Origin of the sequence: Ensifer sp. ENS09 (assembly GCF_014852425.1) — a bacterium.
GTDB lineage: Bacteria > Pseudomonadota > Alphaproteobacteria > Rhizobiales > Rhizobiaceae > Ensifer.
The window spans coordinates 40648-59112 of the sequence record NZ_JACVBP010000005.1 but is presented as its reverse complement, the minus strand read 5'-3'; the positions used below and the strand labels follow the sequence as shown (position 1 = coordinate 59112).

General features: G+C 63.1%; 20 protein-coding genes. 6 read left to right on the top strand and 14 right to left on the bottom strand.

What is annotated here, in order from left to right; translation table 11 throughout:
- Both IB267_RS24890 and IB267_RS24885 read left to right on the top strand, forming a co-directional pair.
- The gene (locus IB267_RS24890) at positions 1 to 1242 is read left to right on the top strand and encodes an ABC transporter permease (RefSeq protein ID WP_192450104.1); all 1242 of its coding nucleotides are present in this window, start codon (positions 1 to 3) and stop codon (positions 1240 to 1242) included.
- Complete coding sequence (locus IB267_RS24885) at positions 1239 to 1961, top strand: ABC transporter ATP-binding protein (RefSeq protein WP_192450103.1); 723 nt, start codon at positions 1239 to 1241, stop codon at positions 1959 to 1961. Before IB267_RS24890 ends, IB267_RS24885 begins: the two co-directional genes overlap by 4 nt.
- Before the next feature lie 10 nt (positions 1962 to 1971).
- Here IB267_RS24885 and IB267_RS24880 read toward each other — a convergent pair whose 3' ends face one another.
- From IB267_RS24880 to IB267_RS24865, 4 genes are all read right to left on the bottom strand, one after another.
- The gene (locus tag IB267_RS24880; protein WP_192450102.1) at positions 1972 to 4020 is read right to left on the bottom strand and encodes a calcium-binding protein; all 2049 of its coding nucleotides are present in this window, start codon (positions 4018 to 4020) and stop codon (positions 1972 to 1974) included.
- Positions 4021 to 4385: 365 nt separating this feature from the next.
- Positions 4386 to 4799, bottom strand: coding sequence for a cupin domain-containing protein (locus IB267_RS24875; RefSeq protein WP_246810834.1), 414 nt, complete (start codon positions 4797 to 4799; stop codon positions 4386 to 4388).
- A 181-nt stretch (positions 4800 to 4980) separates the two neighbouring features.
- Positions 4981 to 5385: a DUF1236 domain-containing protein gene (locus IB267_RS24870; protein WP_192450101.1), complete on the bottom strand. Its 405-nt coding sequence runs from the start codon at positions 5383 to 5385 to the stop codon at positions 4981 to 4983.
- Positions 5386 to 5992: 607 nt separating this feature from the next.
- On the bottom strand, positions 5993 to 6178 hold the full coding sequence (locus IB267_RS24865) for a hypothetical protein (RefSeq protein ID WP_034798488.1): 186 nt from the start codon (positions 6176 to 6178) through the stop codon (positions 5993 to 5995).
- A 328-nt stretch (positions 6179 to 6506) separates the two neighbouring features.
- On the opposite strand from IB267_RS24865, the gene minC reads away from it, so the two are divergent.
- From minC to minE, 3 genes are all read left to right on the top strand, one after another.
- Positions 6507 to 7265: a septum site-determining protein MinC gene (gene minC / locus IB267_RS24860; RefSeq protein ID WP_192450100.1), complete on the top strand. Its 759-nt coding sequence runs from the start codon at positions 6507 to 6509 to the stop codon at positions 7263 to 7265.
- A gap of 115 nt (positions 7266 to 7380) precedes the next feature.
- Positions 7381 to 8196, top strand: a complete 816-nt coding sequence (gene minD / locus IB267_RS24855) for a septum site-determining protein MinD (RefSeq protein WP_192450099.1) — start codon at positions 7381 to 7383, stop codon at positions 8194 to 8196.
- Complete coding sequence (gene minE, locus IB267_RS24850; protein WP_034798387.1) at positions 8193 to 8453, top strand: cell division topological specificity factor MinE; 261 nt, start codon at positions 8193 to 8195, stop codon at positions 8451 to 8453. Before minD ends, minE begins: the two co-directional genes overlap by 4 nt.
- A 100-nt stretch (positions 8454 to 8553) precedes the next feature.
- Here minE and IB267_RS24845 read toward each other — a convergent pair whose 3' ends face one another.
- The 10 genes from IB267_RS24845 to IB267_RS24800 form a co-directional block, all read right to left on the bottom strand.
- Entirely contained in the window at positions 8554 to 9405 is an 852-nt protein-coding gene (locus tag IB267_RS24845) for a cupin domain-containing protein (protein WP_192450098.1), read from the bottom strand.
- Positions 9406 to 9475: 70 nt separating this feature from the next.
- Positions 9476 to 10042 (bottom strand): TetR/AcrR family transcriptional regulator, encoded by a 567-nt coding sequence (locus IB267_RS24840; protein WP_192450097.1) that lies wholly within the window; start codon positions 10040 to 10042, stop codon positions 9476 to 9478.
- Between the two features lie 34 nt (positions 10043 to 10076).
- Positions 10077 to 11162 carry a Gfo/Idh/MocA family protein gene (locus tag IB267_RS24835; protein ID WP_192450096.1) on the bottom strand — a complete coding sequence of 362 codons (1086 nt, stop codon included), beginning with the start codon at positions 11160 to 11162 and terminating at the stop codon, positions 10077 to 10079.
- A gap of 34 nt (positions 11163 to 11196) precedes the next feature.
- Positions 11197 to 12036 carry a carbohydrate ABC transporter permease gene (locus IB267_RS24830; protein ID WP_192450095.1) on the bottom strand — a complete coding sequence of 280 codons (840 nt, stop codon included), beginning with the start codon at positions 12034 to 12036 and terminating at the stop codon, positions 11197 to 11199.
- Position 12037: 1 nt separating this feature from the next.
- Complete coding sequence (locus IB267_RS24825) at positions 12038 to 12943, bottom strand: carbohydrate ABC transporter permease (protein WP_090296665.1); 906 nt, start codon at positions 12941 to 12943, stop codon at positions 12038 to 12040.
- A gap of 7 nt (positions 12944 to 12950) precedes the next feature.
- Positions 12951 to 14024: an ABC transporter ATP-binding protein gene (locus IB267_RS24820; protein ID WP_192450094.1), complete on the bottom strand. Its 1074-nt coding sequence runs from the start codon at positions 14022 to 14024 to the stop codon at positions 12951 to 12953.
- Positions 14021 to 14947 (bottom strand): ROK family protein, encoded by a 927-nt coding sequence (locus IB267_RS24815; RefSeq protein WP_192450093.1) that lies wholly within the window; start codon positions 14945 to 14947, stop codon positions 14021 to 14023. The genes IB267_RS24820 and IB267_RS24815 overlap by 4 nt, the downstream gene beginning before the upstream one ends.
- On the bottom strand, positions 14947 to 15744 hold the full coding sequence (locus IB267_RS24810; RefSeq protein ID WP_192450092.1) for a 6-phosphogluconolactonase: 798 nt from the start codon (positions 15742 to 15744) through the stop codon (positions 14947 to 14949). Before IB267_RS24810 ends, IB267_RS24815 begins: the two co-directional genes overlap by 1 nt.
- Positions 15741 to 16616, bottom strand: coding sequence for a sugar phosphate isomerase/epimerase (locus IB267_RS24805; RefSeq protein WP_192450091.1), 876 nt, complete (start codon positions 16614 to 16616; stop codon positions 15741 to 15743). The genes IB267_RS24810 and IB267_RS24805 overlap by 4 nt, the downstream gene beginning before the upstream one ends.
- A gap of 66 nt (positions 16617 to 16682) precedes the next feature.
- Complete coding sequence (locus tag IB267_RS24800; RefSeq protein ID WP_371742647.1) at positions 16683 to 17942, bottom strand: ABC transporter substrate-binding protein; 1260 nt, start codon at positions 17940 to 17942, stop codon at positions 16683 to 16685.
- Positions 17943 to 18128: 186 nt separating this feature from the next.
- On the opposite strand from IB267_RS24800, the gene IB267_RS24795 reads away from it, so the two are divergent.
- Entirely contained in the window at positions 18129 to 18464 is a 336-nt protein-coding gene (locus tag IB267_RS24795; RefSeq protein WP_246810833.1) for a MurR/RpiR family transcriptional regulator, read from the top strand.
- Position 18465: the final 1 nt, after the last annotated feature.

Here is an 18465-nt window from a genome sequence, read left to right as displayed (position 1 = left end):
ATGCGCCTCATCCTCGACATCGCACTGACGCACATATCCGGCCGGGGCCGGCAGACGATCGTTGCGATGCTGGGTGTGGCGGTCGGTGTCGGCTTCTCCATTGCCATGGCAGCGTTGATGCAGGGCGGCCAAGACGATTTCGTCCGCCAACTCGTCGACACCATGCCGCATGTGGAGGTGACCGACGAGCAGCGCACGGCACGCCGCCAGCCGGCAGAAGACCTTTTCGATGCCGCCGCCATTTCCGGCTTGAGACCACGCGACGACCGCCGCGGCATCATCAACCCGACGGCAGCCCTATCCTGGCTCGACGGCTGGGTTCCCGGCCGCTTTGCCGCCACCCTCAAGACGCAGGGCGTGCTTCGCTATTCCGGCCAGGAGGTGGGCGCTGCCGTCATCGGCATCGATCCGCAGGCGGAGCCGCGGGTCTCGCCGATCATCGGCGATTTCAAGGCGGGCAGCTTCGCAGCCCTTGCCGCGGGCGGCAACAATGTGGTGATCGGCGATACCATGGCCGCCCGGCTCGGCGCCAGGCTCGGCGACACGATCACCGCCGTCTCTTCGGAAGGGCTCAGCCGCCGCTTCAAGATCGTCGGTCTCTTCCACACCGGCACGACCGCCCGCGACGAGGGCGAGGCCTATGTGCTGCAGAAAAACGCGCAGATCCTCTCGGCCCGGCCGAACGCGATCAACGTGATCAACATCAAGCTCGACGATCCGAACGCCGCCCCGGCCGTCGCCCGGCGCATCGAGGCGGAGCTCGGCTACAAGGCGGTCGCCTGGCAGGAAGCCAACGAGTCCATCCTCGAGGCGCTCGTCGTGCGCAACGTCATCATGTACACGGTGGTCGCCGCGATCATGCTGGTCGCCGGCTTCGGCATCTTCAACATCATCTCGACGATCACGCACGAAAAGGCTCGCGACATCGCCATCATGAAGTCGCTCGGCTTCACCGAGACCGACATGCGCATCCTCTTCGTACTGGAAGGCGTGGCCATCGCTACAGCCGGCACGCTTCTCGGCTGGGCGTTCGGTTTCGCAATGATCTACGCGCTCTCGCTCGTCCGTTTCGAACTCGCGGCCACTGGCCAGGAAATGACCCGGCTGCCGATCGCCTGGAGCATGCTGCACTATCTGATCGCCGCCACCTTCGCAGTTGGATCGGCAGCGGTCGCCGGCTATCTGCCGGCCCGGCGCGCCGCCCGCGCCAATCCCGTCGACATCATCCGGGGCGCGACATGAGCACGCTAATCGAAACAAGGGATCTGACGCGGATCCTGAGGGAGACCGTACCGGTCACGCTGGTGAAGGACATCACCTTGAGCATCGGCGAGCGGGAATTCGTCGCCGTCACCGGCCCCTCCGGTTCCGGCAAATCGTCGCTTCTCTATCTGCTCGGCCTGCTCGACCGGCCGACGGGCGGCACACTCTCGATCCGCGGTCGCGATACGGCGCAGATGGACGAGGACGAACGGGCCGCCACGCGGCTCGCCAATATCGGCTTCGTCTTCCAGTTTCACTTCCTGCTGCCGGAATTTACTGCCCGCGAGAACGTCGAGATCCCGATGCGCAAGCTCGGTCGCCTTGGCCGGAGCGAGATGCGTGAGAAGGCAGGCGAGTTGCTTGCCGCGCTCGGGCTCGCCGATCACCTGGACAAGCGGCCCGACCAGCTTTCGGGCGGCCAGCGCCAACGCGTCGCGGTCGCCCGTGCGCTCGCCAACGATCCGCCGCTGATCCTCGCCGACGAACCGACCGGCAGCCTCGACAGCAAGAGCTCCGAGCAGGTCTTCAGGATCCTGGAAACGCTGGTGCGCGAAGAGGGCAAGACCGTGGTCGCGGTCACCCATGACCTGGACATGGCCGCGCGCATGGACCGGCGCCTTCAGCTCATCGATGGGCGCCTGACCACGGATGCCGACGATGCCGCACCCAAAGACGAAGGTGCGGCAGCGGAGGTCTGACGACGAGGCCTCAGCCGAAGACGAGATCGCTCTCCGAGAGCACCGAGAGCGAGACATCCTCGATCAGAATGCCTTCGGTCTCAGAGCCGTTGAAGGAGACGAACACGCCATCGGCCGTATCGCGCGCCGCGGCCAGGAAATCGGCATAGCTGTGAATACCCGTCGTGTCCTGTGCCTCGTCGGAAAAGGCGATGCGGTCACCCTGCCGACCATCGAAATCGAGAATGCGATCGAGGCCTGCCTCGCCGGAGGTTTCCGACGACCAGGAAAAGGTGTCGGCGCCGCGACCGCCCATCAGCACATCGCTGCCGTTACCGCCGCTCAACAGATCGTTCTCGGAGCCGCCATCGAGGAAATCCGCCCCGTCGCCACCGAAAAGTTGGTCGTTTTCCGACGCCCCGCTCAGCCTGTCGTCGCCGCCGCGCCCGTCGAGGATGTCGTTGCCGCTCGAAGAATAGAAGGTGTCGTTGTCGTCACCGCCGCGCAGCACATCGTCGTAGCTCCCGCTCGAAACGTTGAAATATTCGATACCGGTGAAGGTCAGGCCGGTATGGGTGACACCCCGTGCCGCGTCGAAGTCCATCGCCTCCGGCAGGCCGCCATAGTTGAGGTTCAGCAGATCCCGGCCCTCGCCGCCATCGACCTCGCCGAGGTAGCGGGCATTGATCGTATCGTTGCCCGCGCCGCCACGCAGGATCGACGCGACGCCGAGGCTGCCGCTGCCGGGAAAGGTGTCCTGCAGCCAGTCGTCTCCGGCCCCGCCATCGAGCACGTCGCTGCCGCCGGTATTGGCAAGCGTGTCCCTTCCGTCGCCGCCATATGCCACGTCGTCGCCGGCGCCGGTGACGATCGAGTCGTTTCCGGCACCCCCGTGAATGTAATCGTTGCCGTCTTCGCCATAAAGCGCATCCGCCCCGGCGCCGCCTTCGAGATGATCGTTTCCAGCGCCGGCCTCGACCACGAGATAGGTCAGATCGCCGGCGATGACCCGATCGTTGCCGCTGCCGAACATGAGGCTCGCCTCCTCGATGCCGTTAACGACCGTGCCGGTCGAGGCGCGTCCGGCGGAGAAGTCGATCGTCAGGTCGCCCGTGCGCTGTGTTTCCTTGATCCATAGCCAGTCCTGGCCCGCTCCGCCGTCGATCTCTGCCGAATAGAGCGTCGAGGTGATCTGGTCGCGGCCGTCGCCGCCAAACAGACGATTGGCGCCAAGCCCATCGATGATCGTATCGTCGCCGGCACCCGCATCGACGAAGTCGTTGCCGCCGCCGGTCTGGATGACATCGGAAAGCGTGCTCCCGAGAATCCGGTCGTTGCCGCTTCCCGTCGTCACTTCGATCTTTTCGATGCCGTCATAGGTGACGAAGATGTGCCGCTCGCCCACTGTCTGGTAACCGATGATGCCGTGGCCGTTTTCCAGGTTGAAGACGACGGGGGCTTTGGCGGCGACGAGATCGATGGCCAGCGTATCGGTACCGCTGCCGCCGGAAACGGTGCTGCCGGTACCGATGAGAACGAAGCGGTCGTTGCCCGCGCCGCCATCGAGACGGTCGTGACCGCCGCTGTTGGTGATGAGATCGTTTCCGCCACCGGCGTAGACGACATCGTTGCCGGCGCCGGTCGAGATGTTGTCGCCCGAGGCAGTACCGGTGATCCTGTCATCGCCGCTGCCGGCAAGCACCCGCAACCACTCGATATCGTGGAAGAAGACGTCGCGCCCGGCGACCGCGGGATCGCCGACATAACCGTGGCCGGCCGCGCCGTTGAACACCATCTTCTCGGAGGTCTGCGAGAAATCGACCACGAGACCGTCATAGCCAGCCCCTCCGGTGACCGCGCCACCCGTCCCGTTGAGCACGATCTGGTCGTCGTCGGCGCCGCCGTCGAGCCGATCGTAGCCACTCGAGCTGATCAGGGTATCACGCCCGCCGCCGCCGCTGACGAAATCATCACCAGCGCCGCCATCGATCGTGTCGGCGCCGAACAGCCCCCAGATTCGGTCGCTTTCCCCGGTCCCCTTCAAAACGTCGTTCCCATAGGAACCTACGATCCTCGCCATGCGACCACTCCCCTTCAAACCATTTTCAAAAATACTTTGCTGATGAATGTTAATTCGTCGCTTTGGACTGTATGTATATAAATACGTAAAGCAATACCGAAATAAATACTTGAAATACCGGCAATATAATTCGAGATTTATATTAGATATTTCGCGCGTATATTTTCATCGCCGTCGCGTTGCCGGACAACCGCCGTGGCCTTGCCGCGACTGCCGGGCGCGAGCTTTCGGAAAAGGCAGAGTCCAAGCCACAGACAGTGAGAGCCACTCGTTTGCGGACACGACGAATTTTGCCAGCGCTTAAGAGCAGTAATGGCCCAGCGCGCCCACTGGGAGGTGGCGGCCTGACGCGCTTGCGGCCTGCGCTATCCCCGCATCGATGCGCTTGCCCAGCGCCTCGTCGCTTGCGCGGTACCGTCGAAGCTCGCCTCGAAGGCCGCGGATGCGAGCACGGCGCGAATGTGGAGCGTTTCGCCGCCGGCAATGGCAAAGCCGTGCCGACGTCGTTTCGGCACGATCAGCGATTGATGGGCGGTGAGAATGAAGCGTTCCGCGTCGATCCACATTTCCGCCTGCCCCGCGACCACCGTCAGCACCTCTTCGACAGGATGGCTATGGGTGGGCGCGCCGGCGCCGGGCGCGATCCATTGTTCGAACAGGCACAGTCCGGAAGCGCTATTGAGCGCGGAGATGAGCATGCGGGTCTCGACGCCCGGGCGCCACGTCTCGATCGGCCAGTTCTCGTGCGCGATAGCTCCGACGACGTGCTTCCCCGTCAATGAAATCCAAGCTTCAGTGTATCAACTGGAGCCAATCAACACGACCGATCAGTCATTCTCAGTCGCCCGTACGGCGCTCAAAGCGCTTGATGCCTCGCCTTGCCAACAGCTGGGCAGAAGGAAGGGGCGGCGCGGAGCGCCGCCCCTTCTTCCGAGACTAGGGTGTAAAAACCGCCTACGGTCAGTTGATGACCTGGACCACCGTTCTCGACTGCGGCTCGACGATCACGCGGTGCTCGTTTACGACCGCATAGGCGTAGCGCGGATTATCGGGTACGGGCGTCAGGACGACGGCTTGCGGGATGGGTTTGCCGATCACCACCTGCTCCTGCACGACGACCGAAGGCGGGGCGGGTTGCTGTTCGACATAGGTGATGACTTCCGGCGGCGGCGGCGTCAGCGCTCCACCGAGCGCGCCACCGACCACGGCACCCACACCGGCACCGATCGGCCCACCGACAACGGCACCCGCCGTCGCGCCGCCAACGATACCTGCGGCCGTGCCAGCCTTCTGGTTGGCATCCTCAGCAAATGCGGATCCTGCCACCAAAGAAACAACAGCCGCGGCGATTACAAGCTTCTTCATGATCTCATCCTTTCGTTCGATCACGACATCAACGAAAGGAATAATAAATTGTTCCGATTTCACGCCGTTTTCGGCGAATCACGCTTGATAACTTTCGTTAACAATCAAACCACGATCGACTTAAACGACAGACGACCGCACAAAATATCGATAAACTCCGATTTTATACTATATATAATGAAGGATTCATTTCCAACCGGATAAGAATGCACTTCGGGCGCTCAAGGCAACACATTTGCCCCGCCAGGCTTTCTGCCCACGCCGACTCATCAGTCCCGAGGCAACCGGCCAAGGAGCAGTTTGTTCCCTTCCCTGTTGCCACAGCGTACGCATTTCAGCGCCGGGCCTATGGAATTGAGAGAGACGCCCCATCCGCGCCTGTTTGCAACAAGCCGGCGATCGATCCGCCCCTGGTGCCGGCAGTTCCCGCATTTCGCCACGAGCACATACCATTCCGGCAAGAGTTCCAGGGTCGCCCCGTAATCGGCGGCGTCTTCGCGCGGCATCAGGTCGATGCTTCGACGATGCCTCATGTTCATTCCTCTCGAAGCCTCGGCTCGCTTCGCACGTCATCCAGCCACGGGGCCTGAAGCGGTCGGCGCGTTCGTCAGCGGGCGGAACCGTCGAGCCGAAGCGAAAGCTGGACACCGCCACGCTTCAGCCGCGGCAATGGCGGCGCCATGTCGATGCGGCCGAAGGTGCGCTTGCGCCATTCGGCCTCGCGTTCCCGCTTCTTTCGGGCGGCCGCAACGGCGGCCATGGCGCGTTCGATCACTTCTTCCGTGTGGGTCATGGTCTCCATCCGATTCATGGGAACCTCCGTTTTGTTCTTGTTATGTTCTTATTTTAGCGTTCCAATGTCAACTCCCCTTAGGGGGCCGGACGAATCGCTCTTGCCTCATCGACGCTTTCTGCGTCTCCCGGCGCCGGGCGCCGGGTCTGATCGGCCGAATCCAGGGCAACAATGGGCAAAAGAGCAGCTTTTTCCGCCGCCCGATTTTCCTTGTTTTCCAACGTTCGGCGACCGGTCCTCAAGGCCGCCTCATTAACCTTCGCATTGCCGAATTAACCATTTGTTAACCATTTGATCGATACACCGAAGCAACGGAAAATTTACCAAGATGAACGATGTGTTAACCGAATCCCGGCCGATCCGCCTCAAGGGGCGATCCTTCCTTGCGCTAGCGCTGACCCCCGAGCTTCCGCTCGAGGATTGGCTCACCCGCCTCGACCATCTCGCCTCCCGATCCGCCGGTTTCTTCCTGCGGCGCCCGGTGGTGCTCGACGTCGATGGCCTTGATATCGACCGGTCGCAACTGCGCGAACTCGTCGACCAGCTCGGCAAGCGCAATGTGCGCATCATGGGCATCGAAGGTGCGCGCCAGTCTCTGCTCGGCGCCGACCTTCCGCCCGCGATGACCGACGGTCGCCCGGCGGCGGACTACGAAGCCAAGATGGCGGAACAGGCCGAAAAGACCGAGGCGCCGGAAGCCGAAGCCGAAGCAGGCGCGGAAACGGTGATCACGGCAGAACCGGTTGCCGCCAAGGCGACACCGTCGATCGTGGTCACCCAGCCGGTACGCTCCGGCCAGTCGCTGTTCTTCCCCGAAGGCGACGTGACGATCATCGGCTCGGTCGCCTCGGGCGCCGAAGTCGTCGCCGGCGGCTCGATCCACATTTACGGCGCGCTGCGCGGCCGGGCGATGGCCGGCACCACGGGCAATGCCTCGGCGCGGATCTTCTGCCGCAAGCTCGAAGCGGAACTGATTGCGATCGACGGCTTCTACAAGACGGCCGACGACATGGAGCAGAACCTGCGCGGCAAGGCCGTGCAGATCTGGCTCGACGGCGAAGAGCTGAAGGCGGGAACGCTCGGTTAGGCCGAGGCAAGGAAGGGTGTGGATGCTGACCATCCGCATCTGGTGATTCAGGTCGATCCGGCCGGGGTCACGAGGACGTAGGCGAAGGCGAATTCACAGATACTTGGAGAGACGAATGGGCAAGGTAGTCGTAGTTACATCGGGCAAGGGCGGCGTCGGCAAGACGACGTCCAGCGCCGCACTGGGCGCCGCACTCGCTCAGAACGGCGAGAAAGTCGTCGTCGTGGACTTTGACGTCGGTCTGCGCAATCTCGACCTCGTCATGGGCGCGGAACGCCGCGTCGTCTATGACCTGGTCAACGTGATCCAGGGCGAGGCCAAGCTGTCGCAGGCGCTGATCCGCGACAAGCGCCTGGAAACCCTCTATCTGCTGCCGGCCTCCCAGACCCGCGACAAGGACAATCTGACGCCGGAAGGTGTCGAGAAGGTCATCGCCGCCCTTCAGAGCGCCTTCGACTGGGTTATCTGCGACAGCCCCGCCGGCATCGAGCGCGGCGCGACGTTGGCCATGCGCCATGCCGACATCGCGATCGTCGTGACCAACCCGGAAGTCTCGTCGGTGCGCGATTCCGACCGCATCATCGGCCTGCTCGATTCCAAGACTCTCAAGGCCGAAAACGGCGAGCGCATGGAAAAGCACCTGCTGCTCACCCGCTACGACCCGATCCGCGCCGAGCGTGGCGACATGCTGAAGGTCGACGACGTCTTGGAAATCCTGTCGATCCCGCTGATGGGCATCATCCCGGAAAGCGCCGACGTGCTGCGCGCCTCCAACGTCGGTTCACCGGTGACACTCGCCGACAACCGTTGCGCGCCGGCACTCGCCTACTTCGACGCGGCGCGCCGGCTCAAAGGCGAAGCCCTGCCGATCACCATCCCCGGCGAGAAGCGCAGCTTCCTCGGCAAGATTTTCGGAAGGAAAGCGGCATGAACCTTTTCCGTTTCTTCTCCCGCACCCAGTCAGCGCCGGCCGCCCGCGAACGGCTGCAGGTGCTGCTTGCCCATGAGCGCGCATCCGCCGGCGATAGCGACCTCGTCACCAAACTGCGCGACGAGATCCTCCAGGCGATCTCCAAGCACATGCAGATCGACGACGACAAGGTCCGCGTGACGATGGAGCGCGGCCCGCAGGTCTCGACGCTCGCCGTCGACATCGAGATCCCATTCGACGCAAAGAAGGCGGCCTAAGGGCCGCCGACGGATTTCGGAAGCAACGTTCCTCTCGGACGACTTCCGGTTTTCAAATACGGCAGTATCCAGCGGGTACTGCCGTATTTTTTGTTCGAGATCAGTACTCCGGTGCCACGCCGAAGACGAACTCCACCTTGTCGCCGGTCATGTTGAAATACTGGTGATCGAAACCCGCCGGAATATAGAAGCCGTCGCGCGGGTTGAGCTCGAACCAGACCTGGCCTTCGGCATCCGGCACATGGATGTTCAGGGTGCCCGACACCACGTAGAGGCATTCGTCACCCTTGTGGCGCTCCATGCCGGTGCGTTTGCCCGAAAGCAGCGTCGTCTTGCCGACGGTCAGCTGGTCGGTCGCGCAATAGAGGCCGGTGTAGGCGCCCTGTGTCGCCGGATCGAGGCTCAGCAGCAGATCGGCCTCGCGCATCGGATGGATTGTCCTGGCCTTGCGCTGCGCTTCGGCCTCCATCGGCCAGCGACCGATGAATTCGCTCTGGCCATAACGCGATTGCTCGATCTCGATATAGGGCTTGGTACGCGCATAGGGGCCTGACGTACCCTTGGCCGGCGGCGGCGCGAAGAATTCCAGCACACGAACCTGCTCGTTGCCGAGGTTGAAGCCGTGATGCCAGGTGTCCTTGCGGAAGAACAGCGCCTCGCCTTCCTTGGCGATGCAGAATTCACCCGTCTCGGGATTGGCGAGACCGAGCGTGCCGGAGAGCACGTAAAGAACCTCATCCGCCCCGAAGATCGTGCGGAAGGCTTCCGTATGCTTGAAGCAGCCACCCGGTTGCATGCCGAAGACGATCTGGTGGATGCTTTCGGTCGAGGCGTAGATCCAGTCGTCGACGAGGCCGGCATTTTCCTCACCCCAGAGATGACGCGTGACGCCGGCATAGGGGATGTGGCTGGGACGATCGAAAACGGGACGGGGAGACGGCTTGTATCCCATCGGAAAAACTCCTTGGTTCTGGGCGCTGAAAGCGAGCGCCGATGCGTGGGGTCTCTGTGCGCGAAGCGCGCTATTTCGGCGGTGCTTGGGCGTGCGTACGCTCCAAAAGCCGGGCGGTGACGGCACGCTTCATCTCGGGGTCGAGATGCATGACATTGAAGACCTCAGCCAGCCACATGCCCTCGACCGCCAGTCGCGTGATCGTCGCCTCGACCGGATCAAGGCCGTCGTTTTCGACGGATGCCTGGCAGCGGATGTTCTGCTGGCGCACGATCTCAAGAAGGTCGGGAAAGTTCGAGAGCGCCGCGGTGATGCTGGCACCCAGGCGGTCGTACTGATCGCCGGTGCTGGTGGACTCGCCGAGCGTCGCGCGGACATAGGCGCGGGTGTAGCGGCCATGCGGGTCCTCGTCCTCGGTTTCGAGGCCGGAGAGACCGGTCTCGAAACGGTAGACGAAACGCTCGACCATCGCCCGCACCAGCGCGTCTTTGCTGGCGAAGTGGTAGAGAATGCCGCCCTTGCTGAGGCCGGTCTGTTCCGCCACTTCGTCGAAGGTGAGGGATGACACGCCCTTGCCGACGACGATCGCCTCGGCGGCGGTGAGAATGCGGTCACGTGCGGTTTCGCGTTTTGCCATATCGATACAACTCTAGTGTGTGAAACGTGTCCTGCTATAGCCCCGAACTCTCGCGCAGGCGACCGACGATCTCGGCCATCAACGCCAGATCCTGACGCGAGTCCGACAACGTCGTCTTCGGCTTCGTGCCGTTGACAAGATGATCGTGGAAGGCCCGCAGCTCCAGGGCGAAGGGATCAGTGTAATCAGGGCCGAAGGTGCGCGTTTCGGTCTCGGTGTCGGTGCTGTCGATCACTTCGAGCGAAGTCGGCAAGTTGCGGATATAGGGCGTGTCGTAGCTGACGCGCAGCTGGCGGCGATCGGACAGCACCTCGATGCGGGCATCGAAGCGGGCGACGTTGTCGATCATGGCTTCGTAGATCGCGGTGAAGTGGCCGTAATCGAACAGCGCGACGATGGACTCGCCGTTGCACTTGTGATGGGCGGCAATCACCCGCTTCGGCAGGCCGATCAGCTCGCGCATCGCCGAAAGGCTGTGTGACGAAAGTCCGGTCAGTACCTGATAGGCGCGCATCAGATCGGCGGGCGCATCATCGCCAACCACCTGTTTCAAAAGCGCCGTTGTCTGCGCCCGGGAATCCGCCAGGAACGCGGCGTCGAGGTCCGTTGGATAGAAGATGTTGCGGGTCTGGCGAATGAAGAACGGGCCTTCGCAGATGATGTCGCGGACGCGGACGTAACGCACGTCGCTCGCAGCCGGCATCATCGCCTTGGCGCGCAGGAAGCTTGGCGAATAGCGGCGCATATAGGCAACGAAGAGCAGCCGGTCGGTGGCGTCCGCCAGCGGCGCGACCGCGTCGATTTCGCCGAGCGTCAGGCAGGCGGGCTTTTCCAGGAAGACGTGCTTCTTCGCCTTCAGCGCCATCTCCAGATAGAAGCTGTGCGTCTGGTCCGGCGTCAGGATGAAGATGGCATCGATATCAGGTGCAGAGACAAGCGCTTCCGCCGTCTCATATTTCTTTGCGCCCGGATAACGGGCCGAGCAGTAGGCCGTCAGGCTCGGCGAGACGTCATAGACGCCGGCGATTTCGAACAGATGGCGATGATCGGCCAGGATCGGCAGATGCATGAGCTGGCTAACTTCGCCAAGCCCGATCAAACCAACACGAACGACACGCATGTGAGTACCCTTTCCGCCTCGAATGGAGGCCATTTCAACCCTTGACCGCACCGGCCGTCAGGCCGGAGACGATGTGTTTCTGGAATATCAGCGCGAGAATGATCAGCGGCACCGTGACGACGGTCGAGGCGGCCATGATCGCCCCATAGGGGAACTCGTAGCGGCTCGACCCGGAGATCAGCGCGATCGCCACCGGCACGGTGCGGTTCTCGTCGGTGAGGATGAAGGTCAGCGCGAACATGAACTCGTTCCACGAGGCGATGAAGGCGAGAAGCCCGGTCGAGATCAGCGCCGGTCCCATCATCGGCAGGAAGATGCAGCGCACGATGCGCAGCGGCGAGCACCCGTCCATGATCGCCGCCTCCTCGATCTGCTTCGGCAGGTCACGCATGAAGGTCGTCAGCACCCAGATGTTGAAGGGCAGCGTGAAGATCATATAGGCGAAGATCAGCGAGCCGATCGTATTGTAAAGCCCGAGCCAGCGGATCATCTCGAAGAGCCCGGAAAGCAGCGCGATCTGCGGGAACATCGATACCGCGAGCACCAGCAGCATGATCGGCGAGCGGCCACGGAAATCGATACGTCCCAGCGCGTAGGCCGCGCCGACAGCCAGCAGCAGCGACAGCGCCACGACCGAGAAGGCGACGATCAACGAATTGAGCAGCGAACGCAAAAAGACGCCGTCGGAGAGGATCGCCGCGTAGTTGTTGAACTTCAGGTCGGGCAAGAAGGTGACGTCGAAGATCGCCTGGCCCGACTTCATCGACGAGGCGATCATCCAGTAGAACGGAAACAGCGTGTAGAGCGCGACGATGCCGAAGAGTGCGTAGATCGCGACCTTGTGCAGACGTTTGCCGGTGTTGCTCCTAACCATGTCAAACTCCCATGAGGCGGCGATTGAGACGGAAGACGGTGACGTAGATGGCCGTCACCAGCGCGATCATCAGAAAGACGGCGGTGCTGGCGGCCGAGCCGACGCCCATGTCCTGGAAATTGACCAGCACTTCGCGGGCATAGATCGAGACCGTCTTGGTGTCGTCGCTGTTGGAGGAAAGCACGTAGCTCAGGTCGAACATGCGCAGCGCGTCGAGCAGGCGGAAGAGCACGGCGACGGCGATGCTCGGGGCAAGCAGCGGCAGCGTCAGCGAGGTAAACTGCTTCCATGCCGGCACGCCGTCGATCGAGGCGGCCTCATAGATGCCGCGCGGCAGCATCGATAATCCCGCAAGGATCAGCAGCACCATGAAGGGCGTGGTAATCCAGACGTCGACCGCGATGATCACGGGCATGACCAGCGCCGAATTGGCAGTCCAGGCGACGCCACTTTCAATCACGCCGGCAAGCTTCAGCACGTGGTTCACGATGCCGAACTGGTCATGCAGCATCCATTGCCACATGCGCGCACTGACGACGACCGGGATCGACCAGGGGATCAGGATGATCGCGCGCATCATGCCGCGCCCGGCGATATGGGAGTTCAGGAGCAGCGCGATCGTTAGGCCGAGCACGGTCTCGATCGACACGGAAATGACCGTGAAGTAAAGCGTGTTGCGGACCGACTGCCACCAGAGCGGATCCTCAAACAGCGCATAGTAGTTGTCGAAGCCGACATAGCTGTAGAAGTCCGGCTCGGTGAGCAGGGCGTCGGTGAAGGAAAAAAGGAAGGTGCGGCCGAGCGGCCAGAGCGCCACGCCCGTGAGGACAAGCAGGCTTGGCGCGAGAAACAGCCAGGCGGTACGAACGCGCGCCTGCCGCAGTCCTGTTGATCGTGAACCCGCCATCATGGCCTCACGCTCCCTTGGCCGTAAGCGCCATGTCGTCGGCACCGAAGATATGCGCCTTCGACGTCAGCCAACCGACGGTGATGTCGGCGTTCGGCTTGAGATCGGGCTTGCCCTGCGCCTTGACGACCAGCGACTGGCCGTTGCTAAGGCGCGCGTGAACGAGCGCCTCGCCGCCGAGCGGCTCGACAAGCTGCACGGTCGCGGGCAGGCGGACGTCGCCGCCGCCGAGGATCAGGTCTTCCGGCCGGATGCCGACGCTGACCTCGCCCTCATAGCCGAAGTGCCCAAGCCCATGGCGGGCGTCGAGCACATCGAGGCGGCTTCCGCCCGCGTCACTGGCAAGCGTCCCGGTCAGAAAATTCATGCGCGGGGCGCCGATGAAGCTGGCGACGAACTTGTTGGCCGGGCGTTCGTAAAGCTCCATCGGCGTGCCGACCTGCGAGATACGACCGTCCTTCAGCACGACGATGCGATCAGCCAGCGTCATCGCTTCGAGCTGGTCGTGGGTAACGTAGACGGTGGTGGCTTTGAGCTCGCGGTGGATGCGGGCAATCTCCACCCGCATCTCCATGCGCAGATCGGCATCGAGATTGGAGAGCGGCTCATCGAACAGGAACAGCTTCTGCGAGCGAACAAGCGCGCGGCCGATGGCGACGCGCTGCTGTTGGCCGCCGGAAAGCTGGGCCGGGCGGCGCGCGAGCAGATGTTCGATCTTGAGGAACCGGGCAACCTTCGCCACGCGCTCCTTGATTTCACCGCCGGCAAGCCGCGCCGTTTCCAACGCGAAGCCGAGATTGCGCTCGACGCTCATATGCGGATAGAGCGCGTAGGACTGGAACACCATGGCGATGCCGCGGCGCGCCGGCGCCGTCTCGTTCATGCGCGCGCCACCGATCTGCAGCTCGCCGTCGGTGATTTCCTCGAGCCCGGCGATCATGCGCAGCAGCGTCGACTTCCCGCATCCGGAGGGGCCGACGAAGACGACGAACTCGCCTTCTGCGACCGAAAGGTTGACCTTGTCGATCACGGTCAGCGCACCGAAACGCTTGACGACATTGGTAAGGGCAATTCCACTCATTGGCGCACCGTCTGGTTGGCAGTCCTGTTTGCAAGCGCGGAAACGCCGATGGCGCAGGCCGCATCACCGAGGAGGCTCGAAACGATCGGCATGTCGCGCGCGCCGTCGGCCCAGATGAACGGCCGCGTCAGCGCGGCGAGCCGCGCATTGACCGACGGGTCGCCGCCGATTCCGCCGCCGAGGATGAGCACGGCCGGATCGAGCGTGTTGACAAGCTGGCCGAGATAGGAGGCGAGCGACAGAAGACCGTCGGCCACCATCTGTGCGGCCCGCGGGTCTTCCGCTTCGGCTTCGAAGAGTTGCAGCGCGCTTGCGTCCGGTCGGCCGATCAACCGGCCGTAACGCTCTCCGAGCGCCTTGCCGCTCGCAAAAAGCTCTAGGTTGTGGCGAACCGCCTGGTCCTGCCCTTCGCCCGAGAAGGCAACGAGATCGCTGCCGGAGAAATGGATCGCAAAGCCGCGGGCACCCGCATAGGGCACGCCGCCGATCACCAGCGAATGCGAAAGCCCGGTGGAAATGGTCACGTAGACGAAGGGATCGATACCGCGACCGGCGCCAATCCAGCCCTCGGCGAAGGCGGCGGCGCGCACATCGCTATCGATATGCAGCGGCCCGAAACCGCTGAGACGATCGTGATAGTCGAGGCCGCGCCAGTCGAAGTTCCAGGCGGAAGCGGGTTCGCCGGCGCCGGTCACCAGTTCCGGCAGACAGACGCCGAGACCTGTCGTCTCGACACCAAGTGCTTCGCCTTCGTGGCGAATGGCCTCGGCAAGCGAGGCCACCAGCTCCAGCACGGCAGCACCGCCCTCCTGGCAGCGGGTCGGCTCGGTGCGCTCGGCGATCACGGCACCGTCGGCAAGACGCACAAGGCAGGCCTTGGTCTTTGTTCCCCCGATATCGATGCCGATGGCATGCTGGCCCATCACCGCGCTCCCCACTCACCGGCGGCGTCCGCATCGGCGTAGAGTTCAGCACCCCGGCATTCAACGGCGATGGTTGCCGGCCAGCTCGGGTCGTAAGCGCGGGCGCTCGTCAGGCGATAGAAGGCGTGGCGCTTGCCTTCGCCCCAGACGATCATCGCGACGGCCTTCGATTGTTCGGCGATCGAACCGATGCCGATCGTCACCCCATGCGAGGGCACCTCGTCGATGCCTGAGAAATCGGGGAAGGTCGCGAGATTGTCGCGCCGCGTCTGTTCGGCAAGGGTGACGATGCGGGTGCGGCTGTCGCGGGCAGAGCCCGGCGGGTTGAAGGCGATGTGTCCATCGCCGGCGCCGGAGGCAAGCAGGAAAAGGTCGATACCGCCCGCGGCAGCGATGCGCTCATCGTAGCCGCCAGGTGCCGCAATATCCGGCATCCAGAAGTTCTCGGACGGAATGCGGAAGTTTTCCGGCAGCCCCGCATTGATGCGACCGACGATCTCGCGTTCCCCGAAGCCACGGCAGGAGTAATGCGCCTCAGACGGCGGCGGGGCGAAACCGTCCCCTTCTGCGGGACGGAGATACTCGTCCATCATGACGATGATCACCCGCGAGCAATCGACGGGGTCGCCAGCAAGACGGCGTCCGAGCGCCTCATAGACCGGCAACGGACTGCGGCCGCCCGGGCAGCCGAGAATGTAGTTGCGACCTGCAGCACTCGCTTCTCGGATACCGGCAATGATCCGGTCCGCAAGACGCTCGCCGATGGCATCAGGCGTATCGTGGATCTCGACCTTCATGCGCCGGCCCCGTTCGCAAGAAGCTTCGAGACGAAGTCAAAATTGCGTCGGGCGATCGTTTCCGGCGTATCGGCATGGTTCAGCGCCAGATCCTGCTCGACCACCAGCGGGCCGTCGTAACCGGTCTCGCGCAGCGCTGACACGAAGGCGGCGATATCGACGACGCCACGGTCGAGATCGGTCATGATGCCCTCTTCAAAGGCACGATCCGAATGGATGCCTTCGGAAAGCACACGTTCGCGGAAGGCGCCTTCGACGTTCTTCAGATGCACCGAGTTGATGCGGCTGCGGTGGCGCCGATAGAACGTGATCGGGTCGGCCTTCCAATAGGCGTGATGGCCGGTATCGAGGCAAAGTCCGACGAGGTCGGGATCGGTGTCGGCCAGCAGCGGCTCGATCTGATCCTCACGCTCGACACAGGTGCCGACATGCGGGTGGAAACTGAATGCCAGCCCGTGACTGCGGGCGATCTCGGCCGCGCGGTTCGTCTGGTCGATCATGGCGCGCCAGCCGGCCTCATCGACGACACCCATGCGATCCTTCGGGTAGAACTCCGACTCGTCCATCAGGATGAAATGCGTGCCACCGATTTCGGCAAGCAGCTTGCAGATCGCCTGCGTCTTTTCCTCAAGCACCGGCCAGGTGGACGCATCTGCAAGCGTATGGACATGGGCGGCCGCGACGACCTCTAGGTCGCGGCTTGCCAGCTCGGACGAAAGCACCTTGGCGTCCGTGGAAAAATAGCCATAGGGGCCGAGCTCGGTGTGCCGGTAACCGGCCGCACGGATGCGGTCGAGATAGTCGGTCCAGCCGAGTTCATTCCCCTGGGGCCAATAGATGCCCCAGCAGCACGGTGCGATCGCAATATTCACGTTGGTTTCCTCAGATGCTGTGGTGGCGGGGTCCGTCACACCGGACCCCGTATCGTCGAGGCGGGCTTACCAGCCCCGCGCCTTCAACCGCTCCAGATCGCTGCTGACCTTGGCGAGTGCATCCGCAGCACTTTCCTTCCCGCTCAGCACATTGTGCACGCCGTTGAAGATCCGCTGCGAAACGCGGTTATAGGAAGCGCCGGTCACCTGCGACGGCCGCGAGGCGCTTTCGGCATAGGCCTTTTCGGCAAAGGCCAGCGACGGATTGGCAGCAAGGATGTCATTGTCCGCGTAAAGCGCCTTCAAGGTCGGGCTATAGGCCTGAAGCGCGCGGCGCTTCTGTTCTTTCGCACCTGTTAGGTAGCGCACAAGGCTCACGGCCGCATCGACATCGTCAGCGTATTTCGAAACGCCGAGCAGACCTGCACCATAGCAACCGCTCGATTTCTGGCCCTCGGCGCCGACCGGCAGCGCCATGACGCCGATCTTGCCGCGCAGCGAGGAGTCCTCAGCCTGGGTCGTGCCCCAGACATAGCTCCAGTTGCGATGGAAGACGGAGTTGCCGGCCTCGAAGACGCCGCGCGAGCCTTCCTCATCATAGTTCAGCACGCCCTCGGGGCTGATGTTGCCGATCCAGGAACGGGCAAGATCGAGCGCCTTGACGGCCTCAGGATTGTTCGCCGTGATGGTGCCATCCGGCGAGATGAAATTGCCGCCGCCGAAGGAAGCGACCCATTCGAGCGCATCGCAGGTCAGCCCCTCATAGGCGCGGCCCTGCCAGACATAGCCCCACATATCGGGGCTGCCACCAGCGCGTTCCTTGTCCTGGATGAACTTCGCCGTTTCGGTCAGCTCCTGCCAGGTCTTCGGCTCGCCCTTGCCGTACTTTTCGAGCAGATCCTTGCGATAGAACATCAGGCCGGCATCGACGAACCAGGGCATGGCCAGAAGCTTGCCGCCAATGGTGGCGTCGGCGAGCGAGGATTCGAAATGGGCGGAGATTTCGTCGGCCGGAACCTTTTCGCGCAGGTCGACCAGATGCGGCGCCAGCGTTCCGACCCAGATGTTGTCGAGCGTCAGGACGTCGACGTCACCGGACTTGCCGGCGAGTAGCTGCTGGTAGAGCGGCAGCGCCTCGCCCCAGTTGGCGGGCATCTTGTTGATCTTGACGGTGTTGCCGGTTTCCTTGGCCCAGGCCTCGGAGGCCGACTGGCAGAGCTCAAGCTCCGCGCCGGCCGAGCTGCAGAAAATCGAGACTTCGGCCGCAGCCGCCGGCATGGCGGCAAAAGCGACGCCGGCCATGGCGGCCGCCTTGAAGCACTTCATCCAACGCATTCTCGTCTCCTCCCCAGAAAACGTGTTGTTGCGATCAGCGATGATTGAGTTACTATACCGTCCAGACGGTACAGTAAAGTGAAAAATCATGAAGGCGAGCAGCAGGTGGGGAAATAGCCCGCATCCGGCTGCTTTCGTGGGGATGCGCCTGCGCAGGCGCGTTGAGGAGGATAGTGAATGGAGAGCACCAGCATGCCGGTAGGCCATGGACATGCGGACGCCGAAACGAACGCGGCGCAAAGGCGCCCCGGCGACATGAGGGAATTGAAGGGGATGTTTGCGTCCCGAGCGCTCAGACTTCCGCGCCAGCTCGAACAGATTGCCCTGTCCGCGCTGGCGCAGCCCGACCTCGTCGCCTTCGGCAGCGCCCGGTCGATCGCGCTCGCCTGCGCGGTCTCGCCGACGACGGTCGCCCGTTTTGCGACCGTCCTTGGTTTCGATGACTTCCGCGACCTGAAGGCGTTCTTTCAACAACACCTGCGAAATGCGCGGATGGTCTCCGCCTCAGCATAGA

Bases quoted from the DNA above. Each gene is read 5' to 3' on its own strand.
- IB267_RS24890 (WP_192450104.1), top strand. From the start codon at position 1: ATGCGCCTCATCCTCGACATCGCACTGACGCACATATCCGGCCGGGGC.
- IB267_RS24885 (WP_192450103.1), top strand. From the start codon at position 1,239: ATGAGCACGCTAATCGAAACAAGGGATCTGACGCGGATCCTGAGGGAG.
- IB267_RS24880 (WP_192450102.1), bottom strand. From the start codon at position 4,020: ATGGCGAGGATCGTAGGTTCCTATGGGAACGACGTTTTGAAGGGGACC.
- IB267_RS24870 (WP_192450101.1), bottom strand. From the start codon at position 5,385: ATGAAGAAGCTTGTAATCGCCGCGGCTGTTGTTTCTTTGGTGGCAGGA.
- IB267_RS24865 (WP_034798488.1), bottom strand. From the start codon at position 6,178: ATGACCCACACGGAAGAAGTGATCGAACGCGCCATGGCCGCCGTTGCG.
- minC (WP_192450100.1), top strand. From the start codon at position 6,507: ATGAACGATGTGTTAACCGAATCCCGGCCGATCCGCCTCAAGGGGCGA.
- minD (WP_192450099.1), top strand. From the start codon at position 7,381: ATGGGCAAGGTAGTCGTAGTTACATCGGGCAAGGGCGGCGTCGGCAAG.
- minE (WP_034798387.1), top strand. From the start codon at position 8,193: ATGAACCTTTTCCGTTTCTTCTCCCGCACCCAGTCAGCGCCGGCCGCC.
- IB267_RS24845 (WP_192450098.1), bottom strand. From the start codon at position 9,405: ATGGGATACAAGCCGTCTCCCCGTCCCGTTTTCGATCGTCCCAGCCAC.
- IB267_RS24840 (WP_192450097.1), bottom strand. From the start codon at position 10,042: ATGGCAAAACGCGAAACCGCACGTGACCGCATTCTCACCGCCGCCGAG.
- IB267_RS24835 (WP_192450096.1), bottom strand. From the start codon at position 11,162: ATGCGTGTCGTTCGTGTTGGTTTGATCGGGCTTGGCGAAGTTAGCCAG.
- IB267_RS24830 (WP_192450095.1), bottom strand. From the start codon at position 12,036: ATGGTTAGGAGCAACACCGGCAAACGTCTGCACAAGGTCGCGATCTAC.
- IB267_RS24825 (WP_090296665.1), bottom strand. From the start codon at position 12,943: ATGGCGGGTTCACGATCAACAGGACTGCGGCAGGCGCGCGTTCGTACC.
- IB267_RS24820 (WP_192450094.1), bottom strand. From the start codon at position 14,024: ATGAGTGGAATTGCCCTTACCAATGTCGTCAAGCGTTTCGGTGCGCTG.
- IB267_RS24815 (WP_192450093.1), bottom strand. From the start codon at position 14,947: ATGGGCCAGCATGCCATCGGCATCGATATCGGGGGAACAAAGACCAAG.
- IB267_RS24810 (WP_192450092.1), bottom strand. From the start codon at position 15,744: ATGAAGGTCGAGATCCACGATACGCCTGATGCCATCGGCGAGCGTCTT.
- IB267_RS24800 (WP_371742647.1), bottom strand. From the start codon at position 17,942: ATGAAGTGCTTCAAGGCGGCCGCCATGGCCGGCGTCGCTTTTGCCGCC.
- IB267_RS24795 (WP_246810833.1), top strand. From the start codon at position 18,129: ATGGAGAGCACCAGCATGCCGGTAGGCCATGGACATGCGGACGCCGAA.